The following is a 24,991-nucleotide window of genomic DNA, read 5'->3' on the forward strand; positions in this document are numbered from 1 at the left end:
GCGTGTCGTCGCCCGATAACCTCGGCCCTGCCCTGCTCGGCCGATTACCGTCGGAGGTCCGCAAGCCGGCTTACAATCGCGCCGCTCTGAAGCCCGGGATCGCCCATATCGGTGTCGGCGCCTTCCACCGCTGCCATCAGGCCGAATACACCGACGACCTGCTGGCGAAGGATTTCGACCACTGGGGACTGGTCGGCATCAATATCCGATCTCCCCTGCTGGCCGACACGCTGGGGCGCCAGGACGGCCTCTACACGCGGCTGATCCGTCAGAACGACGAGGTCGAAGCGCGCATCATCGGCAGCATCGTTAGCGTCGTCGACAGCCAGGAAAGTGCGGCGCCGGCGCTGGACGTGCTCGCCTCGCCCGACATCGAGATGGTCACCATGACGGTGACCGAGAAAGGCTATTGCCACATTCCGTCGAGCGGCGCGCTCGACCCCGACCATCCCGACATCGCGCACGATCTCGCCAATCCCGAGACGCCGGGCAGCGTGCCAGGCATCCTGGCAAGGGCGCTGGAGCTGCGCATGGCCACGCATGGCCGGCCGGTGACGCTGCTGTCCTGCGACAACATCCCCACCAACGGCATTATCCTCGGCAATGTCGTGCGCACATTCGCCGAGCGGCGCGGCAGGAGGCTGGCGGACTGGATCGAGGCCAATGTCGCCTTCCCCTCGGCCATGGTCGACCGCATCGCGCCGGCGACGACCGAAGCCGATATCGACACCGTCGAGAAGCGCTTCGGCTACCGCGACGGCGCCGTGGTGGTGGGCGAGCGCTTCCGCCAATGGGTGATCGAGAACCGCTTCGCCGGCCGCGTCCCGCGTTGGGACCGCGTCGGCGCGACCTTCGTCGACGATGTCACACCGTTCGAGCATCTTAAGATGCGCGTCCTGAACGGCGCCCAGACGACGCTCAGCTATCTCGGCGTTTTGGGCGGCTTCGAGCACACGTTCGAGACCATCGCCGACCCGCTTCTGGCAGGCTTTGTCCGCCGCATGCTGACCGAGGAAACGCTGCCGACGCTGATGCCCGTGCCCGGCATAGCGCCGACAGCCTATGTCGAGCAGAGCCTGTCGCGCCTCGCCAACACCGCGATTCGCCATCGCAACCACCAGATCGCCACCGACGGCTCGCAGAAGATCGTGCAGCGCCTGCTCAACCCGATCCGCGACCGCCTGGCGAAGGGCGAGAGCATTGCGCTGCTGTCGGTTCCGGTCGCCGGCTGGATGGCCTATCTGATCAAGGCGTCCGTGCGTTTCGGCCGCGCCTGGCAGGTTTCCGACCCCTTTGCCGAGAAAATTGCGGCGATCGCCGACCGCATCGGTGCGGACAGCGGCGCGCTTGCCGATTCGATCCTTGCCATCGACGCTATCTTCGACCCGTCCTTGGCCGCCAACGCCACATTCCGGGCGCATGTCGTCGCCGGGCTCGACGGCTTGCTTTCAGGCGATCCGATGGGCTTTGTCGGACAAGTCCGCGCTGGGCCAACCGATGCGCGGTTGAAGCAGCCGGCGCGATCTGCATAGTTAGCAACTGGGAGGGAACATGAAGCTTGGACTGCTGACAGCACCGTTTCCGGATACGCCGCTCGGCGAAGTTGCCGACTGGGCGCGCTCTGTCGGCTTCGAGGCGCTGGAAATCGCCTGCTGGCCGAAGACGTCCGGCGCCAGCCGCCGCTACGCTGGCACCAGCCATATCGACGTGGACGTCTCGGCCGCGCAGGCCAAGGACATAGCCGCCGAGCTAGCCGGCAAGGCCCTGGCCATCTCGGGCCTCGGCTTCTACCCCAATCCGCTCCATCCCGACCGGGCGCATCGCGAAGCGGTGATCGATCATCTGAAGAAAGTGATCGTGCTGGCGAGCCACATGGGGGTCCCGCTCGTCAACACCTTCTGCGGCGGCGACGCTTCGAAGACTATCGATGCCAACTGGGAGGATGCGCAGAAGGTCTGGCCGGCGATCATCGCCCATGCCCGCGAGCACGGTGTAAAACTCGCCTTCGAGAACTGCCCGATGATCTTCAGCTACGACGAATGGCCGGGCGGGCACAACATCGCCTATTCGCCCTATGTCTGGCGCCGCATTCTCGAAGTCTGGGGCGGCGACGTCGGCATGAACTTCGACCCTTCGCATCTCGTCTGGCAGATGATCGACAAGGAGCGCTTCATCCGCGAGTTCGGCAAGAGCATGCTGCATGTGCACGCCAAGGATCTGATGATTGATCATGATGGCTTGTACGAGCGCGGAATCCTTTCGGCTGGCATAGGCTGGCAGGTGCCGCGCATGCCGGGGCTTGGGGACATCGACTGGAGCAGGATTTTTTCGGGCCTCTACCGGGCCGGATATGACGGGCCGGTCATCATCGAGCATGAGGACCGGCGCTTCGAGGGGACGGATGAAAAGGTCAAGCGCGGCTTCCTGCTTGCCCGCGATGTGCTGCGCCCCTTCATCAAATGACGAAAAGCTTGGCTCCGACCGCGTCGGAGCCCTGGAACTGAACTGAAAAGATCAATGTGGAGGAGTACTGAAATGAAAAGACATCTGACCGTGGCCTCGCTCCTTGCCGGCGCCGCCTTGCTTGCCTCGGTGGGCGTTTCGGCCGCCGCCGGCAAGTATACGATCGGCATTTCCAACACCGTGCAGGGCAATGGCTGGCGCGAGGAAATGATCTGCGCGATGAAGGCGCAGGCGCTCGCATCCGGCGAAGTGACGAAGCTCAACATCGCCCATCGCAACACCGACGCCGCCGGCCAGCTCGAGGACATCCGCAACCTGATCAGCGCCAAGGTCGACGCCATTGTCGTCAACCCGGCCGACCCGGCCGGCATCAAGGCCGGCCTCGAGGAAGCCACCAAGGCCGGCATCGTCGTCGTCGCCGTCGACCAGGCGGTGACTGAGCCGTCCGCCTACATCATCTCCAACAACCAGGAACAATATGCCTATCTCGGCGCCAAGTGGCTGTTCCAGCAGATGGGCGGCAAGGGCGAGGTGTTCTACATGCGCGGCGCCGCCGGCGCTTCGGCCGACTCAGATCGCGACAAAGGCTTCAAGAAGGCGCTCGCCGAATTCCCCGACGTGAAGGTCGCGCAGGAAGTCTTCACCGGCTGGCAGCAGGACCAGGCCAAGCAGCAGATCCTGTCCTTCCTCGCCACCGGCACCCCGATCAACGGCATCTGGACCTCTGGCATCGACAACGTGATTGTCGACGCGCTGGTCGAGCAGCAGGCGCCGATGGTGCCTGTGGTCGGCGCCGACAATGCCGGCTTCGTTGGACAGCTCAGCTCGGTCAAGGGCCTGGTCGGTGCTGCGGTCACCAATCCCGGCTCGATCGGCGGCGCCGGCGTGACGCTCGCTTTGCAGATCCTCGACGGCAAGAAGCCGGCGCAGCAGACCGTGCTGGTCGAGCCGCAGCTCTGGGAAAACGCCACCGACGAAGGCAAGGCCAAGCTGAAAAGCGTCGTCGACCCATCGCTCAGCCCCGAATGGCCGGTCTCGATCTCGATCCCGGACTGGACGACCTACACCAAGGAGCAGATCGTAGCCTGCAAGGGCCCGGGCGAATAAGCGCCTGATCCGGACGCAAGCGCGAGGACGCTGGACCAAGGTCTGGCGTCCTTGCCATTTGATTTGGCACGCATAATTTGAGCCTTCGAGCAATTCCAGGAAAAGTGTGAGCGGTTTCCGTCCGGAATTGCGTAAAACAAAAGGATAGAGCGGTTCGCCGTTTCCATGAAACGGTGGAACACTCTGAATCGAGAAAGCTTTGACCACCAACCTCCTCGACGCCACAGGCGTAGCGAAGAACTACGGTGCGGTTGCCGCGCTGCGCAACGCCTCGCTTTCCGTATTGCCGGGCGAGGTGCATGCGCTGATGGGCGCCAACGGCGCCGGCAAGTCGACCTTGGTGAATATCCTGACCGGCGCGATCAAGGCGGACGCCGGGCGCATCCTGATCCGCGGCCAGCAGCTCGATGTCCGCTCGCCCGCCGACGCCCGCCGCGCCGGGCTGCTGCCGGTCTACCAGGAACCGGCGCTGATCCCCGATCTCGATGTCCTGTCCAATCTGCGGCTGACCGGCACGCCGGTCGAGCCGTTCCGCGCCTGGGTGCGCGAGCTCGGCATTCCCGACCTCGATATCCGCGAGACGGCGCGTCATATCCCCTTGGCCATCCTGCGCGTGCTCGATCTGGCGCGCGCGCTTGCCGTCGAACCCGACGTGCTTCTCCTCGACGAGATGACCGCGGCTCTGCCCGCGAACCTTGCCGAGAAGGTGCTGGAAGTCGTGCGGCGCCAGGGCGACGCCGGCCGCTCCGTCATCTTCATCTCGCACCGTTTCGTCGAGATCTCCGCGCTCTGCGACCGCGCCACCGTGCTGCGCGACGGCTCCACGGTCGGTGTCGTCGACATCGAGCCGGGCGTCGAAGAAAGAATAGTCGAGATGATGCTCGGCACCCGCATCGAGAAGACACACGTCACCGCGCGCGCGGCAAATGATGTGGCGGTTGCCGGCGGCCGCCGCCCGCGATTGTCGGTCCGCAACCTGCAGCTCGGCACCAAGCTCAACGACGTCTCCTTCGATCTCGCCAATGGCGAGGTCGCCGGCGTGTTTGCGCTCGAGGGCCAGGGCCAGGACGAGCTCTTCGCAGCGCTTGCCGGCTCGATCCGTCCGACCGGCGGCACCATCGACGTCGACGGCGCGCCGGTGAAATTCTCGCATCCGAGCGACGCCATCCAGGCCGGCATCGCCTATGTGCCGGGCGACCGCGCCGAGGCCTTGGCCATGCAGCGCTCGGTGCGCGAGAACATCGCGCTGCCCTTCAGCGCGGCGTTGCGCAAATGGGGCCCAATCCGCATGCGCCGCGAGCAGGTGGTGGTTTCCAGCGCCATCGCCAGATTGCAGATCGACACCCGCGCCCAGGGCGAGGTGCAGCGCCTTTCCGGCGGCAACCAGCAGAAGGTGACCATCGCCCGCTGGATCGCAGCCAACGCCCGCACCATCCTTTGCTTCGACCCTACCCGCGGCATCGATGTCGGCACCAAGCAGGAAATCTACAAGCTGCTGCGCGAGCTCGCCGGCCAGGGCAAGTCGGTGCTGTTCTACACATCCGAAATGGAAGAGGTGCAGCGTGTCTGCGACCGCGTCATCGTCATCTTCGGCGGCCGCGTCGTCGACACTTTCCCGGTCGAGCAAGCCGATGAAGCGGCATTGATGCGCGCAGCCTACGGCCTGCCGCGCGGCGCCAAGGCGGATGTCGGTATCCTTGCCGAGGTCAAACCCGGTTCCAGCGCGGAGACCGCGTCATGAGCCGCTTTCTCCGCAACCAGGGTTGGGTCGCGGGTCTGTTCGCCCTGCTGATCTTTCTCTTCGTCGTCACCAAGCTGATCCAGCCGGGCTATGGCAGCGGCGACTTCGGTTCGCTGGCGCGCGCGGTTCTGCCTTATGCCTTTGCCGTCGCGGCCCAGACCGTCGTCGTCATCGCCGGCGGCATCGACCTGTCGGTCGCCGCCATGATGGCGCTGACCAGCGTCACCGCCGCCTCGATGATGAACGGCGCCAGCGAGGAATATGCCTTGTTCGTCGTGCCCTTTGTGCTGGCCATGGGGCTGGTGCTCGGCGCGCTGAACGGCCTCCTCATCGTCGTCACCCGGGTGCCCGACATCGTCGTCACCCTGGCCATGCTGTTCGTGCTCCAGGGCGCGGCGCTGCTTGTGCTGGGCGCCCCCGGCGGCGCCGCCGCGGAATGGCTGAAGGCAAGCGTCATCGGCACCGTGCCGATCCCCGGCCTGCCGGATTGGGCTGACGCCTGGGTGCCGAAGGCGCTGGTGCTGCTCGTCGTCTGCCTGTGCATCGTGTGGATTCCGCTCAGGCGCTCACGCCTCGGCCTCTCCATCTACGCCATCGGCAGCAACGAGCTCGCCGCCTTCCGCAGCGGCGTGCCGGTGGCGCGCACCAGGATCATCGCCTATGCGCTGTCCGGCCTGTTCGCAGCGCTTGGCGGCCTGTCGCTCACCGTCAGCACCGGCATCGGCGCGCCCATCCCCGGGCCCTATCTGCTCGCCAGCGTCGCCGCGGTGGTGCTGGGCGGCGTCGCGCTCGGCGGCGGCAAGGGCGGCCTGCTCGGGCCGATCATCGCCGTCTTCGTGCTGAGGCTGGTGCGCACCGACCTGACGCTTCTGGCCATCGATCCGAACGTCACCGCGATCATCGAGGGCGCGATCATGGTCGCGGTCGTCATGTTTGGCGCCTTCATCACCATGCGGAGCCGCCCGGCAGGAGCAACGCCATGACCGACATCGCGACCATGCCCCAGCCGGTCTCGTTCGGCCGCCGGATCAAGCGCTTCATGGCGGACCGGCCGCTCGTCCCGCTGATCATCCTTTTGATCATCCTCGTGGCGATCCTGCAGGTGCTGCGCCCCGGCATCGTCAACGAGCGCTGGCTCGCCAACACGGCGAAATTCGCCATCCCGCTGGCGATCCTCGCCGGCTGCCAGACTATGACCATGCTGACCGGCGGCATAGACCTTTCCGTCGGCACGGTGGCGACGATGGGCGCCTTCATCATGGCGACGCAGATCGTCAACCAGGATCCGGCGGTGGCGTTCCCGCTGGCCATGCTGCCCGCCGTGCTGATCGGCCTCGTCAACGGCATCGGCGTCGGCGTGTTCCGGGTGCATCCTCTGATCATGACGCTCGGCACCAGCCTGATCGGCACCGGCTTCCTGCAGGTCTACCAGCGCACCGTGATCGCCTCCGGCGCCAAGATTCCCGATTTCCTCAGCTGGCTGGGCACCGGCGTCACCTACGGCTTTCCCAACGCGCTTCTGCTGTTCGTGCCGGTGGCGGTGCTGATCGTCTTCATGCTGAACCGCACCGGCTTCGGCCGCCTGCTCTATGCCGTCGGCGACAATGAACGCGCGGCCAGACTGTCGGGCGTGCGCTACTGGCAGGTGATCACCGCGCTCTACGTCCTCTCCAGCCTGCTCGCCGGCATCACCGGCCTGCTCTATATCGGCCTGATCAAGGCGCCCTCGCTGTCGCTCGCCGAACCGCTGGTGCTGCCATCCGTGGCCGCCGCCGTCATCGGCGGCACCTCGATCTTCGGCGGCCGCGGCGGCTACACCGGCACCATCATCGGCGCGCTGATCCTGACCGTGCTGACGACGCTGCTCACCATCCTGCAAATGCCCGAAGGCGGCCGCCGCATCCTGTTCGGCTTCATCGTGCTGTTCGTGACGGCGGCGTATTTGCGGATCATCGAGGACCGATAGAACCAAGCGACGTGGCCGTGACAGGCGCGGCTCACTCCGCCGCCTGTACATGGCGGGCATCGATGATCGCCCTGATCTCCGAGCGGCATGAGCCGCAATTGGTGCCAGCGCGCAGCGACGAGCCGATCGCTTCCAAACTGTCGCAACCGGCGGCGACCGCCGAAGCGAGCTGGTTGGCGCCGACATGGAAGCACGCGCACACGACCCGCCCGATGGCAGGCATGGGCACCGGCGAGCGTCCCGACAAAAGCGCATGGCGATCGGTCGCCGACAGCGGCTGGCGCGCTGCGAGCAGCGACACCAGCCAGTCACGTGCCGGCAACTGATCCGGGGCGGCGACCAGCAAGGCTTCCGCCATGGCGCCGCCATCGTCAATGGCCGCCGCGCGATAGGCGAGCCCGCGCCGGTCAGTATATTCCAGAAGCTGATCTCGCCGTTGGACGCCAAGCAGCTTGCGCGCCAGGAGAATGCCCTGGTCCGGCGGCTCTGTTCCTGTGAGCTCGTAAACCCAGCCGCCCTCGACAGCATGCCGGCTCCAATGGACGAAACCTGTCGGCCTGAGATCGCGGCGTGTAATGAGCACGCCCGCCCATCCGATGTCTTCCCGCACGATCATTGCCGGAACATGCTTGAGCTCTGGCTGGCCGGAATGCGGATCGGTGATCGGCGAGGACAGCAGACCGGCCGCGGACTTCGCCGCGAAATGGCCACTCCAATGCATGGGCAGGAAGGCCTGGCCGCGTCGCTGTGCTTCCGACACCCGCACCCGTGCACGGACGAAGCCGAAGCGGGTCGAAAGATGGGCGAGGTCGCCGTCCTTGAGACGGTGCGCGGCCGCATCCGCCGGATGGATGTCGACCGCGGGCTCCGGCGCGCTCGCCATCAAACGCGGCACGGTCCCGGTGCGCGTCATGGTATGCCACTGGTCGCGCAGCCGGCCGGTGTTCAGGGCCAGCGGATAATCGGCATCGACGGTGAAGGCCGTTGCCTCCTGCCGCACCGGCACGAATCGCGCACGGCCGTCGGGCGTCGGGAAACGGCCGTCGCCGAACAATCGCATCTGCTGCTCGCCTCGCACCGATGCGGGCCAGTGACGCGACGCAAAGGCGGCATAGTCCGTGTCGCTGAGGTCAGCCATGCCGCCGAGATCGAACAGGCGCTCCCCGCTGTTCTCGAAGGCGGACAGCGCCGCGTGCTCGCGGAAGATGTCGGCCGGCGCCTGGTAGGCGAAGGCATCGCCAAAGCCCATGCGGGCGGCGACATCACAGATGATGCGCCAGTCGGCTCTCGCCTCGCCCGGCGGCGGCAGGAACGACCGCTGACGCGAGAGGCGCCGCTCCGAATTGGTGACCGTGCCGTCCTTCTCGCCCCAGGCGGCGGCCGGCAGCAGCACGTCGGCATGGCGCGTGGTGTCGGTGCGGGTCACATCCGAGACGACGACGAAATCGCATTTGGACAAGGCGGCGCGCACGCGCGACGCATCCGGCATGCTGACGGCCGGATTGGTGCCTATCACCCACAGCGCCCTAATGCGGCCGTCGGCGACCGCCTGGAACATATCCACCGCCTTCAGGCCGCCGCGCCGCGCGACGCTTGGCGCCTTCCAGAAGCGCGAGACCCGGTCGACGTTGGCCTCATCCGCAAAATCCATATGCGCGGCGAGCTGGTTGGCGAGGCCGCCTACCTCGCGGCCGCCCATGGCGTTCGGCTGACCGGTGACCGAGAACGGCCCCATGCCGGGTCGCCCGATGCGGCCGGTGGCGAGATGGCAGTTGATGATGGCGTTGACCTTGTCGGTCCCATGCGCCGACTGATTGACGCCCTGGCTGTAGACGGTGACCGTTCGCTCGGTCTCGGCAAAGAGATCGTAGAAGGCCTGGACGTCGGCGACCGCCAATCCGCAGCCTTTCGCGACGCGTGCGATCGACGGCGCATCGGCGCCGGCGAGCGAAGCTGCCGCATCGAAGCCTGATGTATGGTCGCGGATGAAACCGGTATCGGTCTTTCCGGCTTGCGCGAGATGCGCGAGCAGGCCGTTGAACAACAGCACGTCCGTGCCCGGATCGAGCGCCAGATGCAGGTCGCACTCGTCGGCCGTGGCAGTGCGGCGCGGATCGATGACGACGATCCTGGTTCCGCGTTCCCTTCGCGCCGCAAGCATGCGCTGATAGAGCACCGGGTGACACCATGCGGTGTTGGAGCCGGTGAGCACGATGAGATCGGCGCGCTCGAAATCCTCATAGACGCCGGGAACGATGTCCTCGCCAAAGGCGCGGCGGTGGCCGGCGACGGACGAGGCCATGCAGAGCCGCGAATTGGTGTCGATGTTGCCGGAGCCGATGAAGCCCTTCATCAGCTTGTTGGCGACGTAGTAGTCCTCGGTCAGCAATTGGCCGGAGACATAGAAGGCGACCGAGTCCGGTCCATGCTCGGCAATCGCCCGCGAGAATTTGTCGGCAACGAGGTCGAGCGCTTCGTCCCAGCTCGCCCGCCTGCCGCCGATTTCCGGCAACAGCACGCGGCCTTCGAGGCCAAGCGTCTCGCCAAGCGCAGCACCCTTCGAGCAAAGCTTGCCTAGATTGGCCGGATGATCGGGATCGCCGCGAACGGTCGTCGGGCCGTCCGCGGCGACCTCGGCCAGCACGCCGCAACCCACCCCGCAATAGGGACAGGTGGTCCTCACCTCGCGTGCTTCTTCCATGCCTCAGGCCGCTTTCGAGGCCAGCGCTGCAAGCGCGATGAAGAGCCGCTCGCCCTCTATCCTGACCGGGATCGTCCTCACCGAGCCCTCATCGGCGCCGAGCGCCTTGCCGGTCTCCAGCGAGATCACCCAGTTGTGCAGCGGGCAAGTCACCGCCGCGCCATGGACGATGCCCTGGCTGAGCGGTCCGCCCTTGTGCGGGCAATGGTCGTCGATGGCGAAGACCTGGTCGTCCGCCGTGCGGAAGACGGCAATCTTGCCTTGCGGTGTGACGACGCAACGCGCGCCGCGCGGCGGAATGTCGGCGATGGAACCGATGGCGATCCAGTTCATATTGATCACTCCGCCGCCTCCGCGAAACCGACCGATGCCATCGGCCGGAACTCATGCTTGTCCTTGCCGGAGACGCGCTCCGACCACGGATCGACCTGCGCGAATTTCTGGCTGAAGACGAAGCGGTCGAAGAGCGTCCTGCGGCGCTCTGCATCGTCCAGGATCTGCTTCTTGATCTCGGCGGTGCCGACGCGTTTGGCCCATTTGTAGATGCGCTCCAGATAGCGGGCCTGCTCGCGATACATCTGGACAAGCGCCACGATCACCTCCAGCGCCTCGTCCTCGGTCTTGACCAGACCGAGCACTTCGGTGCCCTTGATATCGAGGCCGGCGGCCCCGGCGAAATGGATCTCGTAGCCGGAGTCGACGCAGACCACGCCGACATCCTTGCAGGTCGCTTCCGCGCAGTTGCGCGGGCATCCCGACACCGCCATCTTCACCTTGGCCGGTGTCCACGAGCCCCACATGAATTTTTCGATGCGGATGCCGAGGCCGGTCGAATCCTGCGTGCCGAAACGGCACCAGTCGGAACCGACACAGGTCTTCACGGTGCGCAGGCCCTTGGCGTAGGCATGGCCGGAGACGAAGCCGGCCTTGCCGAGATCGGCCCATACCGCCGGCAGGTCTTCCTTGCGGATGCCAAGCATATCGATGCGCTGGCCGCCGGTGACCTTGACCATCGGGATATCGAACTTGTCGACCACGTCGGCGATGGCGCGCAATTCGCCGGCGCTGGTGACGCCGCCCCACATGCGCGGCACCACCGAATAGGTGCCGTCCTTCTGGATGTTGGCGTGCACGCGCTCGTTGATGAAGCGCGACTGGTAGTCGTCGGCATATTGGTCAGGCCAGTCGCAGACGAGATAGTAGTTCAGCGCCGGTCGGCACTTGGCGCAGCCGCAGGAGGTCTTCCATTCGAGCTCCTGCATGACGGCGGGGATCGTCTTCAGTCCCTTTGCCTTGATCAGGCGCCGCACATCGTCATGGCCGAGGCTAGTGCAGCCGCACATGGGCTGCACCGCCGCCGGATTGTAGGCCTCGCCCAGCGTGAGCTTCAGCAATTGCTCGACGAGACCCGTGCACGAGCCGCACGAGGCCGAGGCCTTGGTGTGGGCGCGCACGTCGTCGAGACCGGTCAGTCCTTTGCCGGTGATCGCGCCGGTGATCTTGCCTTTGCAGACGCCGTTGCAGCCGCAGATTTCCGCATCATCCGCCAGTGCCGCAACGGCCGCCAAAGGGTCCGAGGAAACGCCTCCCTGGAACGCTTGGCCGAAGATCAGCGTGTCGCGCATCTCCGAAATGTCGGTCGCCTTCTTCTTGAGGTCGTTGAACCAGGCGCCGTCGCCCGTCTCGCCGAACAGCACCGTGCCGATGATGCGGTTGTCCTGCAGCACGACGCGCTTGTAGATGCCGGCGGATGCGTCGCGCAGGATGATCTCCTCGCGATCCTCGCCATCGGCGAAGTCGCCCAGCGAATAGAGGTCGATGCCGGTGACCTTGAGCTTGGTTGGCGTATCGGAGTGAACGAAGCGCCTGTCCTCGCCATCCGCCAGCCCGGCGGCCGCGACGCGGGCCATTTCGTAGAGCGGCGCGACCAGCCCGTAGACATGGCCGCCGACTTCGGCGCATTCGCCGAGCGCCATGATGGCGGGATCGGAAGTCCGCATGCGGTCGTCGACGACGATGCCGCGATTGACCTCCAGCCCGGTCTCCTTGGCGAGCGTGGTGCTGGGCCGGATGCCGACCGCCATCACAACCAGCGTTGCCGGGATGACCGTGCCATCCATCAGTTCTACGCCCTCGACCTTGCCGTTGCCGACGATGGCCTTGGTGTTGGCCTTGGTCATGACCTTGATGCCGCGCGCCTCGACGGCCTTCTGCAGCAGGTAGCCGGCGGCCGGATCGAGCTGGCGCTCCATCAGCGTCGGCATGACGTGCAGCACGGTGACGTCCATGCCGCGTTCTTTAAGCCCGGCAGCGGCTTCCAGCCCAAGCAGGCCGCCGCCGATGACGATTGCCTTGGCACGCGACTGCGCGGCAAGCAGCATGGCATTGACGTCGTCGAGGTCGCGATAGCTGAGCACGCCCGGTAATTCCTTGCCGGGCACCGGAATGATGAAGGGCACCGAGCCGGTAGCGATGACCAGCCGGTCATAGCTTTCGGTCACGCCGTGGTCCGAGGTGACGGTCTTGGCCTCACGGTCGATGGCGACAATCTTGTGGCCCTTGTAGAGCGTGATGCCGTGCTTGATGTACCAGCCGTCGCCATGGATGACGATCTCCTCGAACGCCTTCTCGCCCGAGAGCACCGGCGACAGCATGATGCGGTCGTAGTTCACGCGCGGCTCGGCGTTGAAGATGGTGACGGCGTAGCGGTCCGGCGCTGCCTCCAGCAGGTGCTCCAGCATCCTGCCGGGCGCCATGCCATTGCCGATGATGACGAGTTTTTCGCTCATGTCCGGTCTGCTCCGATCTATTCGGCGGCGTAGGAAAGGGATGATGTCTTGACGGCGGCCGCGCGCTCCATCCGGCGGATGGTGACGTGCATCCAGAGCAGGCACGAGCTGACGATCAGGAACAGGAGCATGAAGCAGCTCGACCAGACGCCGGTGAGGTCGTTCAGCGCGCCGAAAGCGATCGGCAGGATGAAACCGCCGAGCCCGCCGATCATGCCGACCACGCCGCCGACCGCGCCGACGCTCTGCGGATAATAGGCCGGGATGTGCTTGTAGACGGCGGCCTTGCCGAGGCTCATGAAGAAGCCGAGCACGGAAGCGACGGCGATGAAGGCGAGCGGGCCGATCTCGAAGTGGAAGGGGATCGGCCCGCTGATGCCGCGCACGACATAGTCTGCCGAGGGGAGAGACAGAACGAGCGTCGCGACGGCACAAACGCTGAAGGTCCAGTAGAGCACGGTGCGGGCGCCGATGCGGTCGGAAAGCACGCCACCATAGGCGCGGAAGATGCTGGCGGGGATCGAATAGGCGGCGCCGATCATGCCGGCGGTGGCGATGCCGAAGCCGTAGACGCCGATCAGGTAACGTGGCAGCCAGAGCGACAGCGCCACGAACGCGCCGAAGGAAAAGAAATAGTAGAAGGCCAAGCGCCAGACCCGCAGGTTCTTCAGCGGCGCGAATTCCTGCCAGAAGCTTCTTGCCGGCGCCACCAGACCGGCGCGGCGCTCGCGGATGACCGGATCGTCGTCGGTCGTGAACCAGAAGACGATGGCCATGACGACCAGCGCCGCCGCCCAGATCAGCGCCACCGACTGCCAGCCCCAGGACAAGAGCACGAACGGCGCCAGGAACTTGGTGACCGCGGCGCCGACATTGCCGACACCGAAGATGCCGAGCGCCGTGCCTTGTTTTCCGGCTGGAAAGAACCGCGAGACATAGGCGACGCCGACGGCGAAGGAGCCGCCGGCGAGCCCGACGCCGAGCGCGGCCAGCAGCATCTGCCCGTAGGTGTGCGCGAAAGCGAGCAGGAAGGTCGCGACCGCGGCCGCGAGCATGGTCGCTGTGTAGACCAGGCGGCCGCCATAGCGGTCGGTCCAGACGCCAAGCACCATGCGCACGAGCGAGCCCGTCAGGATCGGCGTGCCGACGAGCAGGCCGAACTCGGTCTCGTTGAGCCCAAGCTCCTGCTTGATGCGAACGCCGATGATGGAAAAGATCGTCCACACCGCGAAGCAGACGGTGAAGGCGATGGTGGAAATGGTAAGCGCCTGCCGGGAAGCACTGTCCTGGCTGGGCGCGGCTGGGAGATTTGCGGTCATGGCTGGCTCCGGTTTGCAGCGTGGAAGGCGCCGCGTGTGGTGTTGATCATGGTCAGCGCGACGGGGTTTGCGCGATCACTTGCGGACCCTTGCCTTCGGCTTCGTGGCTGGCGGGAAACAAGAGCAGCGCGGCGATGAACAGCACCGCCGTCAGCGCGCTGCTCGCCAGGAAATCGCAGCGGGTGAAATCCTTGAGGGATGTCGTTCCGATCCATCTCGTCATCGTCGTCTCCCGTTTGGCGCTGCCTGGGGCCAGCGCCGTCGATTGCGTGTCGGCCAAAAACGAAAAAGCTGCCGTCCAGGCCCTCTCGCGTCCGTGCATCCGGATCGCGTGGTGACCTGAGCGGCAGCTTTGCCTGTGGCGCCCGCCATTGGACGCCTGTTCCATTGCCCGCGAGGGGCTCGGCTATTTCAAAGCACGAAGCGTGCCAGTTTTACGCGGAAGCCGAATTCTGTGGAAAATCAAAGCTGTATGAATGCCAGCCGGCGACCATGCCAAACATGTTCGCGGTCAAACATTGATCAATGGCGCGACAACAGCGCATAAATTTTGTGCAACGCACAAGAATGGCGTGCAAATAATCAAGCTCGCTTCTGGCCGTCAATATAGGCGTCGATCCGGTCCGGGTCGAAGATGTGGCCGTCGAAGAATCCGTCGGGGCCAAGGATGAGACTGGCCCCCGCCGAGCCGACCGGCGTCGCGACCTTCAATGCGCCCTCGACCTTGGCATTGGCGCCGGGCAGCGCGACGCCAAGCGGCTTGAGCGCCGATCGATAGAGGTCGGGCCGGTAGCAGTCGCGGGCGATGGCGAGGTTCTGTGGCGTGTGCGGCAACTGCCCCCAGCGCACCATCTGCGTGTAGAACCACAGCGCATGGCTCTTCCAGGGAAAATTGGCCGCCTTGTCGAAAGGCAGGAAGAAATCCTCGACGCGCCGTTCCGCGCCGCCGCCGAGTTGAAGGCGTCCGGTGAGCGCCGGCATCTGGATCGTCTCCGGCTGCCCAAGGAAGGCTGGCCTTGCCATCAGCGCGGCCAGTTCGCCGCGGTTCGCCGGATCCTGGCACCAACGGGCGGAATGATGCAGCGCCCTGAGCAGGGCGGCTAGCGCCTCCGGGTTTTCCTCAGCCCAAGCCCTGCGGGCACCGATGACCTTTTCCGGGCTGTTGCGCCACAGCAGCGCCTTGACGGTGACGATGTGGCCGGTGCCCGCCGCGACGGCGGCGCTGTTCCAGGGCTCGCCGACGCAATAGCCGTCGATGCGGCCGGCGGCTAAAGCGTCGGCCATGAAGGGCGGCGGCACGATGACGATTTCGATGTCACGGTCCGGATCGATGCCGCAGGCGGCAAGCCAGTAGCGCAATTCGTAATTATGCCCGGAATGCGGGTGGACGACGGCGAAGCGCAGCGGCTCGCGAACGGCGCCCACCCGCTCGCGGATCAACGCGCAGAGCGCCGCCCCGGCGCGGGCGGGATCGAGGTCAGGCGCCGCGCCATGCGCCGCCATGCCTTCCCACACGGCGTTGGAGACGGTGACGCAATTGCCGCCGAGGCCGAGCGAGAACGGCACGATGGTTTCGGAGGCAAGCGGCGTTAGGCCAAGGCTGCAGGCGAGCGGCATCGGCCCCAGCATATGCGCGACATCGAAATGGCCGATGGCAATGCGGTCGCGGATGTTGGCCCAGGAAGTCTCGCGTTGCAGCTTGAGCTCGATGCCCTCGCGCGCGGCAAAGCCTATCTCGCCGGCTGCGACCAGGACGGCGCTGTCGAAAAGCGGCATGAAGCCGGCGGTGATCTGATGCGCTACCGACATGCTCATTCGCCCTCCAGAGGCCCCAGCAATCCCGCAGCCGTCACCAGGCTCTGGGCGATGTCGGCGATCTTGCGGTTCTGGTTCATCGCGGTCTTGCGCAGCAGCGCATAGGCCGCCTCTTCGCTTAGGCCCCGCGACTTCATCAAGATCCCCTTGGCCCGGTCGATGACCTTGCGGTTCTCGAGCTCGCTGCGCGCCTCCTCCAGTTCGCGCGCCATGCGCGAGAAGGCGTTGAAGCGGCTGATCGCCATGTCGAGGATCGGCTTGATGCGTTCTTTTTTCAGCCCGTCGACCACATAGGCCGACACGCCGGCGTCAACGGCCGCCTCGATCGAAGCCTGATCCGAGCGGTCGACGAACATGGCGATCGGCCGCTTCACCGCGCGCGAAAGCTGGAACATGTTCTCCAGCATGTCGCGGTTGGGGTTTTCGAGGTCGATGACGATGACGTCCGGCTCGATCTCGGCGATGCGCCGGGCTATGCCGGCCACATCATGGATCACCGTCACATGCCGATGGCTGGCATCCCGCAATCCGGCCTCGATGATCGAGGCACGGATGCGGTTCTCGTCGATAACAAGGATGGTCAACGAACCGGCGGACATGCGCCTATTGTGCAGGTAGGCCGGATTTGTGCAATGCGGTAGTCGGCGGGAAGGCCGCGATCCGGGCCTTACCAGGGGTAAGCAACCTGAGCATCGCCCCGGGCGAACATGAAATCGCCCGCCAGGGGGCGGTCGGCCAACGAGTCGCTTGACATGTGGGTAATTTTCCCACAGGTATTTGGTCGTCGATCAAGGCTGCTTCGATCGGACCTGCTCTCGCAGGCCCGGACTGAATTTCCACGGATCACCTGCCCCCCGCATGATCCGCGGAAGAGCAGCCGTAACGAAAAGGCTCGAAACACCCACCCCGGTAAAAGAGCCCAGTGCGACTGCGCCGGCCGGCCTGTCCCTCGCAAGAGACAGGCCGGCCGGATCTATCGTCATCGCGAGACAGCGTGTTTTCGAGCAGCGGGGCAGCCTGCACCGCGAAGCGTTCGGCCTTGCCGGCGGCAACAGCCTGCTAGGTCCTCGTGCGGGACCTCAGGGAGCGCCTGGACCCCCCGGTCCACCGGGGCCGCTCGGCCCACCCGGCCCTCCGGGCCCTCCAGGCCCAACCGATTCGCCATTGGGTGCGCCACCGGGAGTCTCTGGACCGCCTGGGCCTTTTGGCGGACCTGAACCAGGCGGCTGACCAGGCATGCCGGACGGGCCTTGCGGCCGCATGCCGGAATTCGCCTGGCGCGAGGCCGATACGATGTTGCCCGCCCGGTCGAACCCGACGGCAAGGAACGCGTGGACGACAGCTGTCGATTTCGAATCGTCGCCTTGGTCGTCGATCGAGACCCCCAGACCCGAAACCAGCCGAGGTCCCTGGCGCCGCAGGAAGGTCTCATACAGCACGTTCGCGGCATCGGCCTGTGGAACCGGAACCTCCGCCTCGATGCGCAACACCCTGTAGCCGCCGCTGGCCTTGGCCAGGAACAGTTCGACGCGGCGGTTCGCAAGCTGCAGCGACCTTGAGCCGAGGCTTAGTCGTCCCACCAGCAGTGAGCCCGACCTCACGACCGCAAGGCCGCGCACAAGGTAAGGCGTCTCGGACGGTCTGGTCTCTATCAAGCTTGCAACGATCTTCCCGCCCGGCCGCCGGATGCCTTGAACGGCCACGATATCCCCCTTCTTGACCGTCGGCATTCCCGCAACGCGGCTGGTGTCCACGCTCTGTCCCAGGACCAGAATAGAACCGCGACTTACGCGTTCGACAGGCCCGACGACCTCGCTGGTGACGTGGATTTCACGCGTGACGATGCGATCCGCATCCCGTGTCACAGCCACGCGGACAACATGTCCCACCTTGAGGCTGCCTGTGGTGGCTGCGACGCCGTCTATCCAAACGGGCGCGTCCGGACCGTAGCCGACGCGCACATCGTTGACGAAGATGCTGCCGAAGCGCTGTATGGTTCCCACTATGCCGGTGCCGCCGATGCCCTGATCGCTCTCCGTTCCCGCCGTCCACCCGGTGCCGCCGATACCCCGGTCGCTCGACGTATCCGTCGCCCTTGCGATTGAACTGGGCAACGCCGCCGGAAAGGCGGCGCCGAGCATCAGAAAACTCCGCCTCGTCAACCTCCAATGCATCAAGCGTCTCCGCCGGCAGGCTTGGAGGATTCTTCTCCGGCAAACGATGCACCGTCGGAGGTGAGGATGTAGACGCCGCAATTCCAACGGTTTGTCCCGCCGGGATCGCTTTTCACCGCCTGGTTGGCATGCTTGTTGAGCTGGATAAGTGTCTCCATCGCGACCTTGCGGCTGTAGGCTTCGAGCGACCTGGCAAGGTCTTCCGAGAGCCCGTCATAGTGGACGGCCCGCTCGATGAAAGGCGGTTTGTCCGCCAGGATGTTCGCGACGGCGGCGGCGGCATGGTCCTGAAGGTTGCGGGCAAAGTAATAGAGTCTGACCTCGCCGTCGTCGCGCGGCGCCATAGCCGCCTCCATCAGGACGATGCGGTCCTCCTCGTCGATCTCCACCAGCTTTCGATCGAGCCAGTCGTCCAGAACCGCTCTCGGCCGCAAATCCCGCGTCACCGACTCCACGAGGCCCGCGAACGACGCCTCTCCGGCCTCGGCCATTCGCGGCAATGGCAATGGCGCGCCCTTGGCATCGGTGAACAACGGATCCGCAAGCCAGCGCGCGACAATCGCGCTCGTCCTCGAAACGGATTCGGGTATCACCCTGACAGGGGCGCCGGCGCCTCGCAGACGGCTGACCTCCTTGCGATGGACGCCCGTCAAAAGGCTTACCCTGCTGTCCGTCTGCTGCTTGTCGGGCAGCGTGAATTCATGCTCCGCCACGTTGACGTAGATCTGCCGAAGCAGGTCGACGAAGGTGGGAAACGTCACCCCGCATTTGATCGCCAATCGCACCAACGGGCGAAGCACCCGGTTCAACGCGCTCTGGACGCCCGCGGCATCCAGATATTGTTCCGCCGATTTGCTCATCGCCGTCCTTCACCCGTCAATCAACCACCTATGCCCCGAAAATTCCTGCCGAAAATAGCCCGTGGGAAATGCTTCCACAATAGATGGGCCTGCAATGCCGCCTGTCCACCTCGCTATCCTCAATTCGCAAGGCGTGTCTCCATGTCCAAGTCCTCGGCTCCCGCGTTGTCTGCTCGGCAGACCTCCCTCGGTTGACATGTGTGAAATTTTCCCACAATGCTTTATCGAGAGGCAGAATCTCACATCGATCAGCGCCAAGATATGACCGGCAGAGGAGAGCATTGTTGAAAAGGCCTTATGTGAAGCCGGCCATAAACAAGGCCCTGGATGGATTCGACGGCACGGCGGGCAATGTCGACCGCGTCGACCTTGCGCATCGCGGCATGGAGACCAACGGAAAGGACTTTTCAGGCTCCTCGGACGGCTTTGTCTCGCTCAACGAACGCCTAGATCCCGCCATCTCCCTGACCGCAAGCGTTGTATCCGCCTACATTGCGAACAATCCGCTGCCTGCGGCCGAGCTGCCCGACTTCATCGGCAAGATATACGCCTCGATCAAGCTGATCTCACTTGGGTCGCCCGATGTCCCGCCGGACGAGATAAAGGGCGTGGCCCGGGCGAAAAAAACCGTCACGCCGGAATTCATCATCTGCCTGGAAGACGGCAAGCGCTTCAAATCGCTCAAGCGGCATATCGAGACCCAATACGGCCTTACGCCAGACCAGTATCGAGCGAAGTGGAACCTGCCTTCGAGCTACCCGATGGTAGCGCCAAATTATTCGGCAACGCGTTCGAAACTGGCCAAATCCATGGGCCTCGGACGAAGGATGAAGTAAGGTCCGGGACGGCCGGCAGGTTTCAGGCGGACTGCGACGCTACGAGCGTTGCTGGCAGATAGGAACACTATAGGTGTTCCCTCGTTCGCGAGGATATTCACACGACAGGCGTCCCGGTGCTCTGCGCTTCGTGCGAGGCGCGGCATCGCGGCATATGCGGAGCGCTCAACGCCGAGCAGCTCCAGGCGCTCGCCAAATCGACGAAGCGGCACAGGGCCGAGGCCGGCAAGGAACTGGTGGGCGATTCCAGGAGCGTCGAGCGTTTCTCGAATGTGCTTTCGGGCGTCGTGAAATTGACCAAGACGCTTTCCGACGGCCGCCAGCAGATCGTCGGGCTGCAATTCGCTCCCCGATCAATCTCGCCCGTGCCTGGCTGTCGACCAAGCCGCTCATGCTGCTCGACGAGCCCCACCTCGATGATGCGCAGGAAGCGCGTTCTCGAGCGGCTGCTCGCCCCCTTCAGCGATCGGATCGTCGTCGTCTCAACCCATCGCGCGCCGCCGCTTCGCGGCGCCCGCACGATGGAGCTGCCGTGAATGCCATGCCAACTGGAGGCAGGCGGCCTTTTCATTCCTCCTTGAAGGCGTGAGCGAAACTGTCGGCGACCGGCTGAAAGAGATATTCGAGCAGGGTTCGCTTGCCGGTGACAACGGAGACGTCCACCGGCATTCCCGGATATAGCTTCACTTGTGGGAGGTTCTTGAGCTCATCGGCACTCACCTCGACCGTCCCCCTGAAAAACGTCGCGCCGCTGCGCTCGTCGATCTCGGCGTCGGCCGAAACCCGGGTAAGGGCGCCCTTCACCGTGGGCGTGGTTCTCTGCTTGTAGGCGACGAGCCGCACCGTCGCCGGCAGACCGGGGCGAACGACATCGATATCCAGCGGCTGAATCTTGACGTCCAGCACCATCTTGTCCTGGTCGGGAACCAGATCGAGAATAATCCCGCCGGGGGGCACAACGCCGCCCGGCGTGAAATACCGAAGGTTCATTACCGCCCCATCTTCCGGCGCAACGACATCCCGGCGCGCCGCGCGCGCGTCGGTCTTCTGAAGCGCCTTTTCGAGCTCGGAGCGTTTGGTCTGGACGTCACGAAGGTCCTCGGCGGCCTTCTTGACATAGGAGAGCCGGCCATTGTCGATCTGCGCGTCCGCCTCGGCGATCTGCTGCCGCAGGCTTTCTATATTGCCACGGTTCGAGTCAGCCTCCCCCTGCGCGGCAATGACCTGCCGTTCGAGCTGGAGCACGCGGGACTTCACCCCATAGCCTTTCTTGAGAAGTGTGCGGGCGTCCGCCAGCTCTTCCCGCAGTGACGGCAACTGGATCTCGAAGGCCGCAACTCTCGCAGCGAGCGCCGACATCTGGGCATGGTATTGGGCGATCCGCTGCTGCCAGACCTCGACCTCCGACGCCTGAACCTTGGCCTGGTCCTGGAAGATGCGCTCCTGCCCGGCCATGGCCTCGGCGACGGTGGGGTCGCTTTGCCGCGCCGACAGGTCCGCAGAAAAAGGAATTGTCTTCAGGCCATCGCGCTGCGCGATCAGGCGGGCTTCGCCGGCGAGCGCGGAATCGAGTTCGCCGCGCACGGCGTCGCGGTCGGATTCCGCGTCGAGCCCGTCGAGGCGGACCAGTATCTGACCCTGCTTGACCAGGTCTCCCTCCCGGACCAGTATTTCCCGGATGATGCCGCCTTCCAGGTGCTGTATGGTCTTGCGGTTGCTGTCGACCTTCACCACCCCGGACGCGACCGCCGCGCTCGTCAGCGGCGCGGTGGCTGCCCAGAGGCCGAAGCCACCGAACAGCAGGCCGATGACGGTCAGGCCGCCGAAGACATGGGCGCTTACCGCCGGCCATGCGGGCGGTGGCGGCGGCATTTTCAGCGACAGCGCGGCTTCCGTCACGACCCGGTCCTTTCGGAGCTCACGACCCGGACCTGCGGCTGGGCGGACTGCTGCTCGGGGCGGCGCAGTTGCGCAAGCACGCCATCGCGCGGGCCGAACATTTGCGGCTGGCCATCGTTCAGCACCAGGACGCAATCGACGTTCACCATCAGGGACGGGCGGTGGGCGACGATCACCACGGTCGAACCTGCCTCCTTCATCGCGGCAATCGCCTGGTTCAGCGCTTCCTCGCCAACGGCATCGAGATTGGAGTTCGGCTCGTCCAGCACCACCAGCGCCGGACGGCGGTAGAGCGCCCTGGCAAGGCCAATGCGCTGGCGCTGCCCACCGGAGAGCACCGAACCCTGTTCGCCGATCTCGGTGTCATAGCCGTTCGGGAGCCTGAGGATCATCTCATGCACGCCGGCCATCTGGGCGGCGGCCACGATCTCAGCCGGATCGCCTTGTTCCATGCGGGCGATGTTCTCGCGGATGGTGCCGGGAAAGAGTTCGACGTCCTGAGGGAGGTAGCCGACATAAGAGCCGAAGTCGGTTCGGTTCCAGGAAAACACGTCGACACCGTCGAGCCGAACCCGGCCTTGCTGCGGCGACAGCATGCCGACGATCAGGCGGGCAAGCGTCGACTTACCAGCGGCCGAGGGCCCGATCACAGCAAGCACCTGGCCCGGCGGCACGGCGAAGGAGAGATTCCTGAGCGCGGGCTCCTTGGCGCCGGCTGGCGTGTAAGCGACAGCCTCGACCGAAAGCCGCCCCTGCGGACGCGGCAATTCCATCCCCGGGGGGCGCAGCGACGGAGCCTCGAACAGCCGGTCCAGGCGACGCCAGGCCTCGCGAGCGGCGGTAGTCTGTTTCCAGGTTGCGATAGCCTGCTCGACCGGGGCGAGCGCGCGCGACATGATGATCGAGGCCGCGATCATGGCGCCGGGCGAGACTTCATGGCGCAGCGACAGCCAGGCGCCGAGCCCCAGCACCGCGACCTGCAGGAACATCCGGAACGGCTTGGTGAATGCATTGATCAGGCCGGCCCAGTCGCTGGCGGTCGTCTGCAGCGCGAGCACGGACGCATTGGCCGCGTCCCAACGTCGGGCGAGCACGCCGCCCATGCCCATCCCGTCGATGACTTCGGCATTGCGGAAACCGGCATCCGCCGCCTGGTAGGCGCGCGCGGAAGCGGCGTTGGCCTGTTTGAGCGTGTTGGCCGTCAGTGCGTTGTTGGCAAGGGCGAGGCCGAACAGGATGATCGCGCCGCCCAGCGCCAGAAGTCCGAGCAGGGGATGCAGCAGGAAGATGAAGCCGAGATACAGCGGCATCCATGGCGCGTCGAACAGCGCCATGATGCCGCCGCCGCCAAGATAGCCGCGCAGCGTGGCGAGGTCGCGCAGCGCCTCGGTGCGGTAAGATGAGCCGCGCAACGCGTTCTCAAGCCCGCGGCCCAGTACCTGCGGCGACAGCACGCGGTCGATCCAGGTGCCGAGCTGCACCAGCAGCCGCGAGCGGAAGAATTCGAGCGCGCCCATTGCAGCCAGCGCCGCCGTCGTAATCAGCGTCAGATAGACGAGCGTTTCCACGCTGCGTCCCGTCAGCACGCGATCATAGACCTGCAGCATATAGATAGAGGTCGAGAGCACGAGCAGGTTGATGACGAAGCTGAACCCCGCCACCGCGGCGAAACCGCCGCGGCAACGGGAGAGGGCAAGCTTTAGGGGAGAGAGGCCCTGCGTCATCTTATCTGCCGCCCTCTGTCATTTTTTCGTACCTGTCAGGCGTGCAGGTTGAAATCGCTGGCACTGAGCGTGGGGACCCCTATCAAATGGATTTCGATGATGTGGGCTCCACCCGTCACGCTCTCGGCTGAGCTTCCGGTATTGGCATAGACGATCATGTTGCCGCTCCCATCGCTCTGCCATGCGACGGTATGAGCGGCTAGGCTTCCGCTTGAGACCGTGCCGGTTGTGGTCAGGCTAAGGGCATTCGCAAAGTCGATGAAGTCGTGACCCGACGTACCCGTCCCATGCTGGAAATCGAGAATGGTATCGAAGGCCGCATGGGTTGAATCGCTCACCGCCTCGAACCGGAAATGATCATCCCCGGCTCCGCCGCTCAACCAGTCTGCCCCGCCAAGGCCCTTGATCGTATCGGGGCCGCTCCCGCCGAAGATGTAGTCGACGCCGCTGGAGCCCGTCAGCCCGTCGGTGCCGGCACGACCGTCCGCTATGTTGGGATTCGTGCTGCTGAGGACGATGCCGTCATCCCCGTTTCCGTTGCTGCCGTCGCCGATCCAGACACTGAAGGTTTGCGGTGACGAAGAAGCAGCATGGTTGTCGGTCGCGGTCACCGTGAGCGTCCCGTTCAGTGTCTGCCCCGTTGGCACGTTGACGACCAGTGAGCCGTTGCTGGAGACGGAGACCGAGCCGTTGCTGTTGGCGCCGGGTGTGAAAGTGCTCGTGAATGTGACGGTGTCCTGAGCATCGGGATCGGTCGAAACAAACGAGCCTAGGGTCGGATTCTGTCCATCCGACGATGGCGTCAAGCTTGGTACGAACACCGGCGCGCTCGGCGCATGGTTAGTCACGGGCTCATTGGCACCATTCACCGTGATGTCGATGACATGGTCCGTGCCATCGGCCGACAATACATGGATCTGGTCATGCGGATGGTCGGCAGAGGTCAGGGCCTGGACATTGGCCGCGGCATTGTTGAGCGTGTAGACCCAGTTTCCACCGGCATCGATGGTCAGCGAGCCGTATGTGCCGGCGATCGGATTGATGCTGTTGTGCACCAGGAACGAGCTCTGGCCGGCGTCAGGATCGGCGGCGGTCAGAGCGCCGTTTACGGTCAGCACGGCATCCTCGGTCACGGAACCGCTGCTCGTGCCGCTGATCACCGCCGCGTCGTTGGTCCCGTCGATGGTGATCGTCACCTGCTGGGCGGTGCCGTCGGCGGTGTGGACGGTGAAGGTGTCGCTCAGCTGGTCGCCGACATTGAGCGCCTGCACGGCCGTATTGGTGTTGTCGAGCGTGAAGCTCCAATGGCCGCTGGCATCCATGGTGTAGGTGCCGTAGCCACTGTCGCTGGCCGTCGCGCTGGCGACCGCCTGCCAGCTGTCGTTGGGATTGTCGACGTCGGTGTCGTTGAGGTCGCCGCCGACCGTCGGCGTGCCGGGCTGGGCATTGCCGACCCCGCCAGCCTCCACCACGCCGCCGCCGGTGTCGCCGCTGATCACCGCCGCGTCGTTGGTCCCGTCGATGGTGATCGTCACCTGCTGGGCGGTGCCGTCGGCGGTGTGGACGGTGAAGGTGTCGCTCAGCTGGTCGCCGACAT

General features: G+C 65.2%; 19 protein-coding genes and 1 pseudogene. 8 read left to right on the forward strand and 12 right to left on the reverse strand.

Annotated elements, in window-relative coordinates; translation table 11 throughout:
- The first annotated feature begins 2 nt into the window (after nt 1-2).
- From FJ414_RS06400 to FJ414_RS06425, 6 genes are all read left to right on the forward strand, one after another.
- Complete coding sequence (locus FJ414_RS06400; protein WP_246672313.1) at nt 3-1,532, forward strand: mannitol dehydrogenase family protein; 1,530 nt, start codon at nt 3-5, stop codon at nt 1,530-1,532.
- 19 nt (nt 1,533-1,551) lie between these two features.
- On the forward strand, nt 1,552-2,463 hold the full coding sequence (locus FJ414_RS06405; protein WP_140642491.1) for a sugar phosphate isomerase/epimerase: 912 nt from the start codon (nt 1,552-1,554) through the stop codon (nt 2,461-2,463).
- Nucleotides 2,464-2,535: 72 nt separating this feature from the next.
- On the forward strand, nt 2,536-3,570 hold the full coding sequence (locus FJ414_RS06410) for an ABC transporter substrate-binding protein (protein WP_140642493.1): 1,035 nt from the start codon (nt 2,536-2,538) through the stop codon (nt 3,568-3,570).
- Between the two features lie 199 nt (nt 3,571-3,769).
- On the forward strand, nt 3,770-5,311 hold the full coding sequence (locus FJ414_RS06415; protein ID WP_140642495.1) for a sugar ABC transporter ATP-binding protein: 1,542 nt from the start codon (nt 3,770-3,772) through the stop codon (nt 5,309-5,311).
- Nucleotides 5,308-6,294: an ABC transporter permease gene (locus FJ414_RS06420; protein ID WP_140642497.1), complete on the forward strand. Its 987-nt coding sequence runs from the start codon at nt 5,308-5,310 to the stop codon at nt 6,292-6,294. Before FJ414_RS06415 ends, FJ414_RS06420 begins: the two co-directional genes overlap by 4 nt.
- On the forward strand, nt 6,291-7,277 hold the full coding sequence (locus FJ414_RS06425) for an ABC transporter permease (protein ID WP_140642499.1): 987 nt from the start codon (nt 6,291-6,293) through the stop codon (nt 7,275-7,277). Before FJ414_RS06420 ends, FJ414_RS06425 begins: the two co-directional genes overlap by 4 nt.
- Nucleotides 7,278-7,308: 31 nt before the next feature.
- Here FJ414_RS06425 and FJ414_RS06430 read toward each other — a convergent pair whose 3' ends face one another.
- The 9 genes from FJ414_RS06430 to FJ414_RS06465 all read right to left on the reverse strand — a co-directional run bounded on the left by FJ414_RS06430 (nt 7,309) and on the right by FJ414_RS06465 (nt 18,935).
- Nucleotides 7,309-9,978, reverse strand: coding sequence for a nitrate reductase (locus tag FJ414_RS06430; protein WP_140642501.1), 2,670 nt, complete (start codon nt 9,976-9,978; stop codon nt 7,309-7,311).
- 3 nt (nt 9,979-9,981) lie between these two features.
- Entirely contained in the window at nt 9,982-10,317 is a 336-nt protein-coding gene (gene nirD, locus FJ414_RS06435; protein WP_181181544.1) for a nitrite reductase small subunit NirD, read from the reverse strand.
- Nucleotides 10,317-12,767 carry a nitrite reductase large subunit NirB gene (gene nirB, locus FJ414_RS06440; RefSeq protein WP_140642505.1) on the reverse strand — a complete coding sequence of 817 codons (2,451 nt, stop codon included), beginning with the start codon at nt 12,765-12,767 and terminating at the stop codon, nt 10,317-10,319. Before nirB ends, nirD begins: the two co-directional genes overlap by 1 nt.
- 17 nt (nt 12,768-12,784) lie before the next feature.
- Nucleotides 12,785-14,086 (reverse strand): nitrate/nitrite transporter, encoded by a 1,302-nt coding sequence (locus FJ414_RS06445; RefSeq protein ID WP_140642507.1) that lies wholly within the window; start codon nt 14,084-14,086, stop codon nt 12,785-12,787.
- A gap of 52 nt (nt 14,087-14,138) precedes the next feature.
- Nucleotides 14,139-14,309, reverse strand: a complete 171-nt coding sequence (locus tag FJ414_RS31400; RefSeq protein ID WP_181181541.1) for a hypothetical protein — start codon at nt 14,307-14,309, stop codon at nt 14,139-14,141.
- 359 nt (nt 14,310-14,668) lie between these two features.
- On the reverse strand, nt 14,669-15,895 hold the full coding sequence (locus FJ414_RS06450; RefSeq protein ID WP_181181545.1) for a CmpA/NrtA family ABC transporter substrate-binding protein: 1,227 nt from the start codon (nt 15,893-15,895) through the stop codon (nt 14,669-14,671).
- A gap of 2 nt (nt 15,896-15,897) precedes the next feature.
- Nucleotides 15,898-16,500 (reverse strand): ANTAR domain-containing response regulator, encoded by a 603-nt coding sequence (locus tag FJ414_RS06455; protein ID WP_140642513.1) that lies wholly within the window; start codon nt 16,498-16,500, stop codon nt 15,898-15,900.
- Nucleotides 16,501-16,980: 480 nt separating this feature from the next.
- Nucleotides 16,981-18,042 carry a DUF5666 domain-containing protein gene (locus FJ414_RS31405; RefSeq protein ID WP_181181542.1) on the reverse strand — a complete coding sequence of 354 codons (1,062 nt, stop codon included), beginning with the start codon at nt 18,040-18,042 and terminating at the stop codon, nt 16,981-16,983.
- A 32-nt stretch (nt 18,043-18,074) separates the two neighbouring features.
- The gene (locus tag FJ414_RS06465) at nt 18,075-18,935 is read right to left on the reverse strand and encodes a DUF6502 family protein (protein ID WP_181181543.1); all 861 of its coding nucleotides are present in this window, start codon (nt 18,933-18,935) and stop codon (nt 18,075-18,077) included.
- A 200-nt stretch (nt 18,936-19,135) separates the two neighbouring features.
- Here FJ414_RS06465 and FJ414_RS06470 point away from each other — a divergent pair, with 200 nt between their 5' ends.
- Together FJ414_RS06470 and FJ414_RS31720 are read left to right on the forward strand one after the other, a co-directional pair.
- Nucleotides 19,136-19,771: a MucR family transcriptional regulator gene (locus FJ414_RS06470; RefSeq protein WP_348639993.1), complete on the forward strand. Its 636-nt coding sequence runs from the start codon at nt 19,136-19,138 to the stop codon at nt 19,769-19,771.
- A 95-nt stretch (nt 19,772-19,866) separates the two neighbouring features.
- Nucleotides 19,867-20,121: pseudogene (locus FJ414_RS31720) on the forward strand (cyclic nucleotide-binding domain-containing protein); the annotation flags it as partial.
- Between the two features lie 217 nt (nt 20,122-20,338).
- Here FJ414_RS31720 and FJ414_RS06480 read toward each other — a convergent pair.
- The 3 genes from FJ414_RS06480 to FJ414_RS06490 form a co-directional block, all read right to left on the reverse strand.
- On the reverse strand, nt 20,339-21,670 hold the full coding sequence (locus tag FJ414_RS06480; RefSeq protein WP_140642521.1) for an HlyD family type I secretion periplasmic adaptor subunit: 1,332 nt from the start codon (nt 21,668-21,670) through the stop codon (nt 20,339-20,341).
- Nucleotides 21,667-23,394, reverse strand: a complete 1,728-nt coding sequence (locus FJ414_RS06485) for a type I secretion system permease/ATPase (RefSeq protein ID WP_140642523.1) — start codon at nt 23,392-23,394, stop codon at nt 21,667-21,669. Before FJ414_RS06485 ends, FJ414_RS06480 begins: the two co-directional genes overlap by 4 nt.
- 35 nt (nt 23,395-23,429) lie before the next feature.
- Nucleotides 23,430-24,991, reverse strand: a 1,562-nt coding sequence (locus tag FJ414_RS06490) for a VCBS domain-containing protein (RefSeq protein WP_210239643.1), incomplete at its 5' end; no start/stop codon positions are given.

Origin of the sequence: Mesorhizobium sp. B3-1-6 (assembly GCF_006439555.1) — a bacterium.
In the GTDB taxonomy this organism is placed as follows: Bacteria; Pseudomonadota; Alphaproteobacteria; order Rhizobiales; family Rhizobiaceae; genus Mesorhizobium.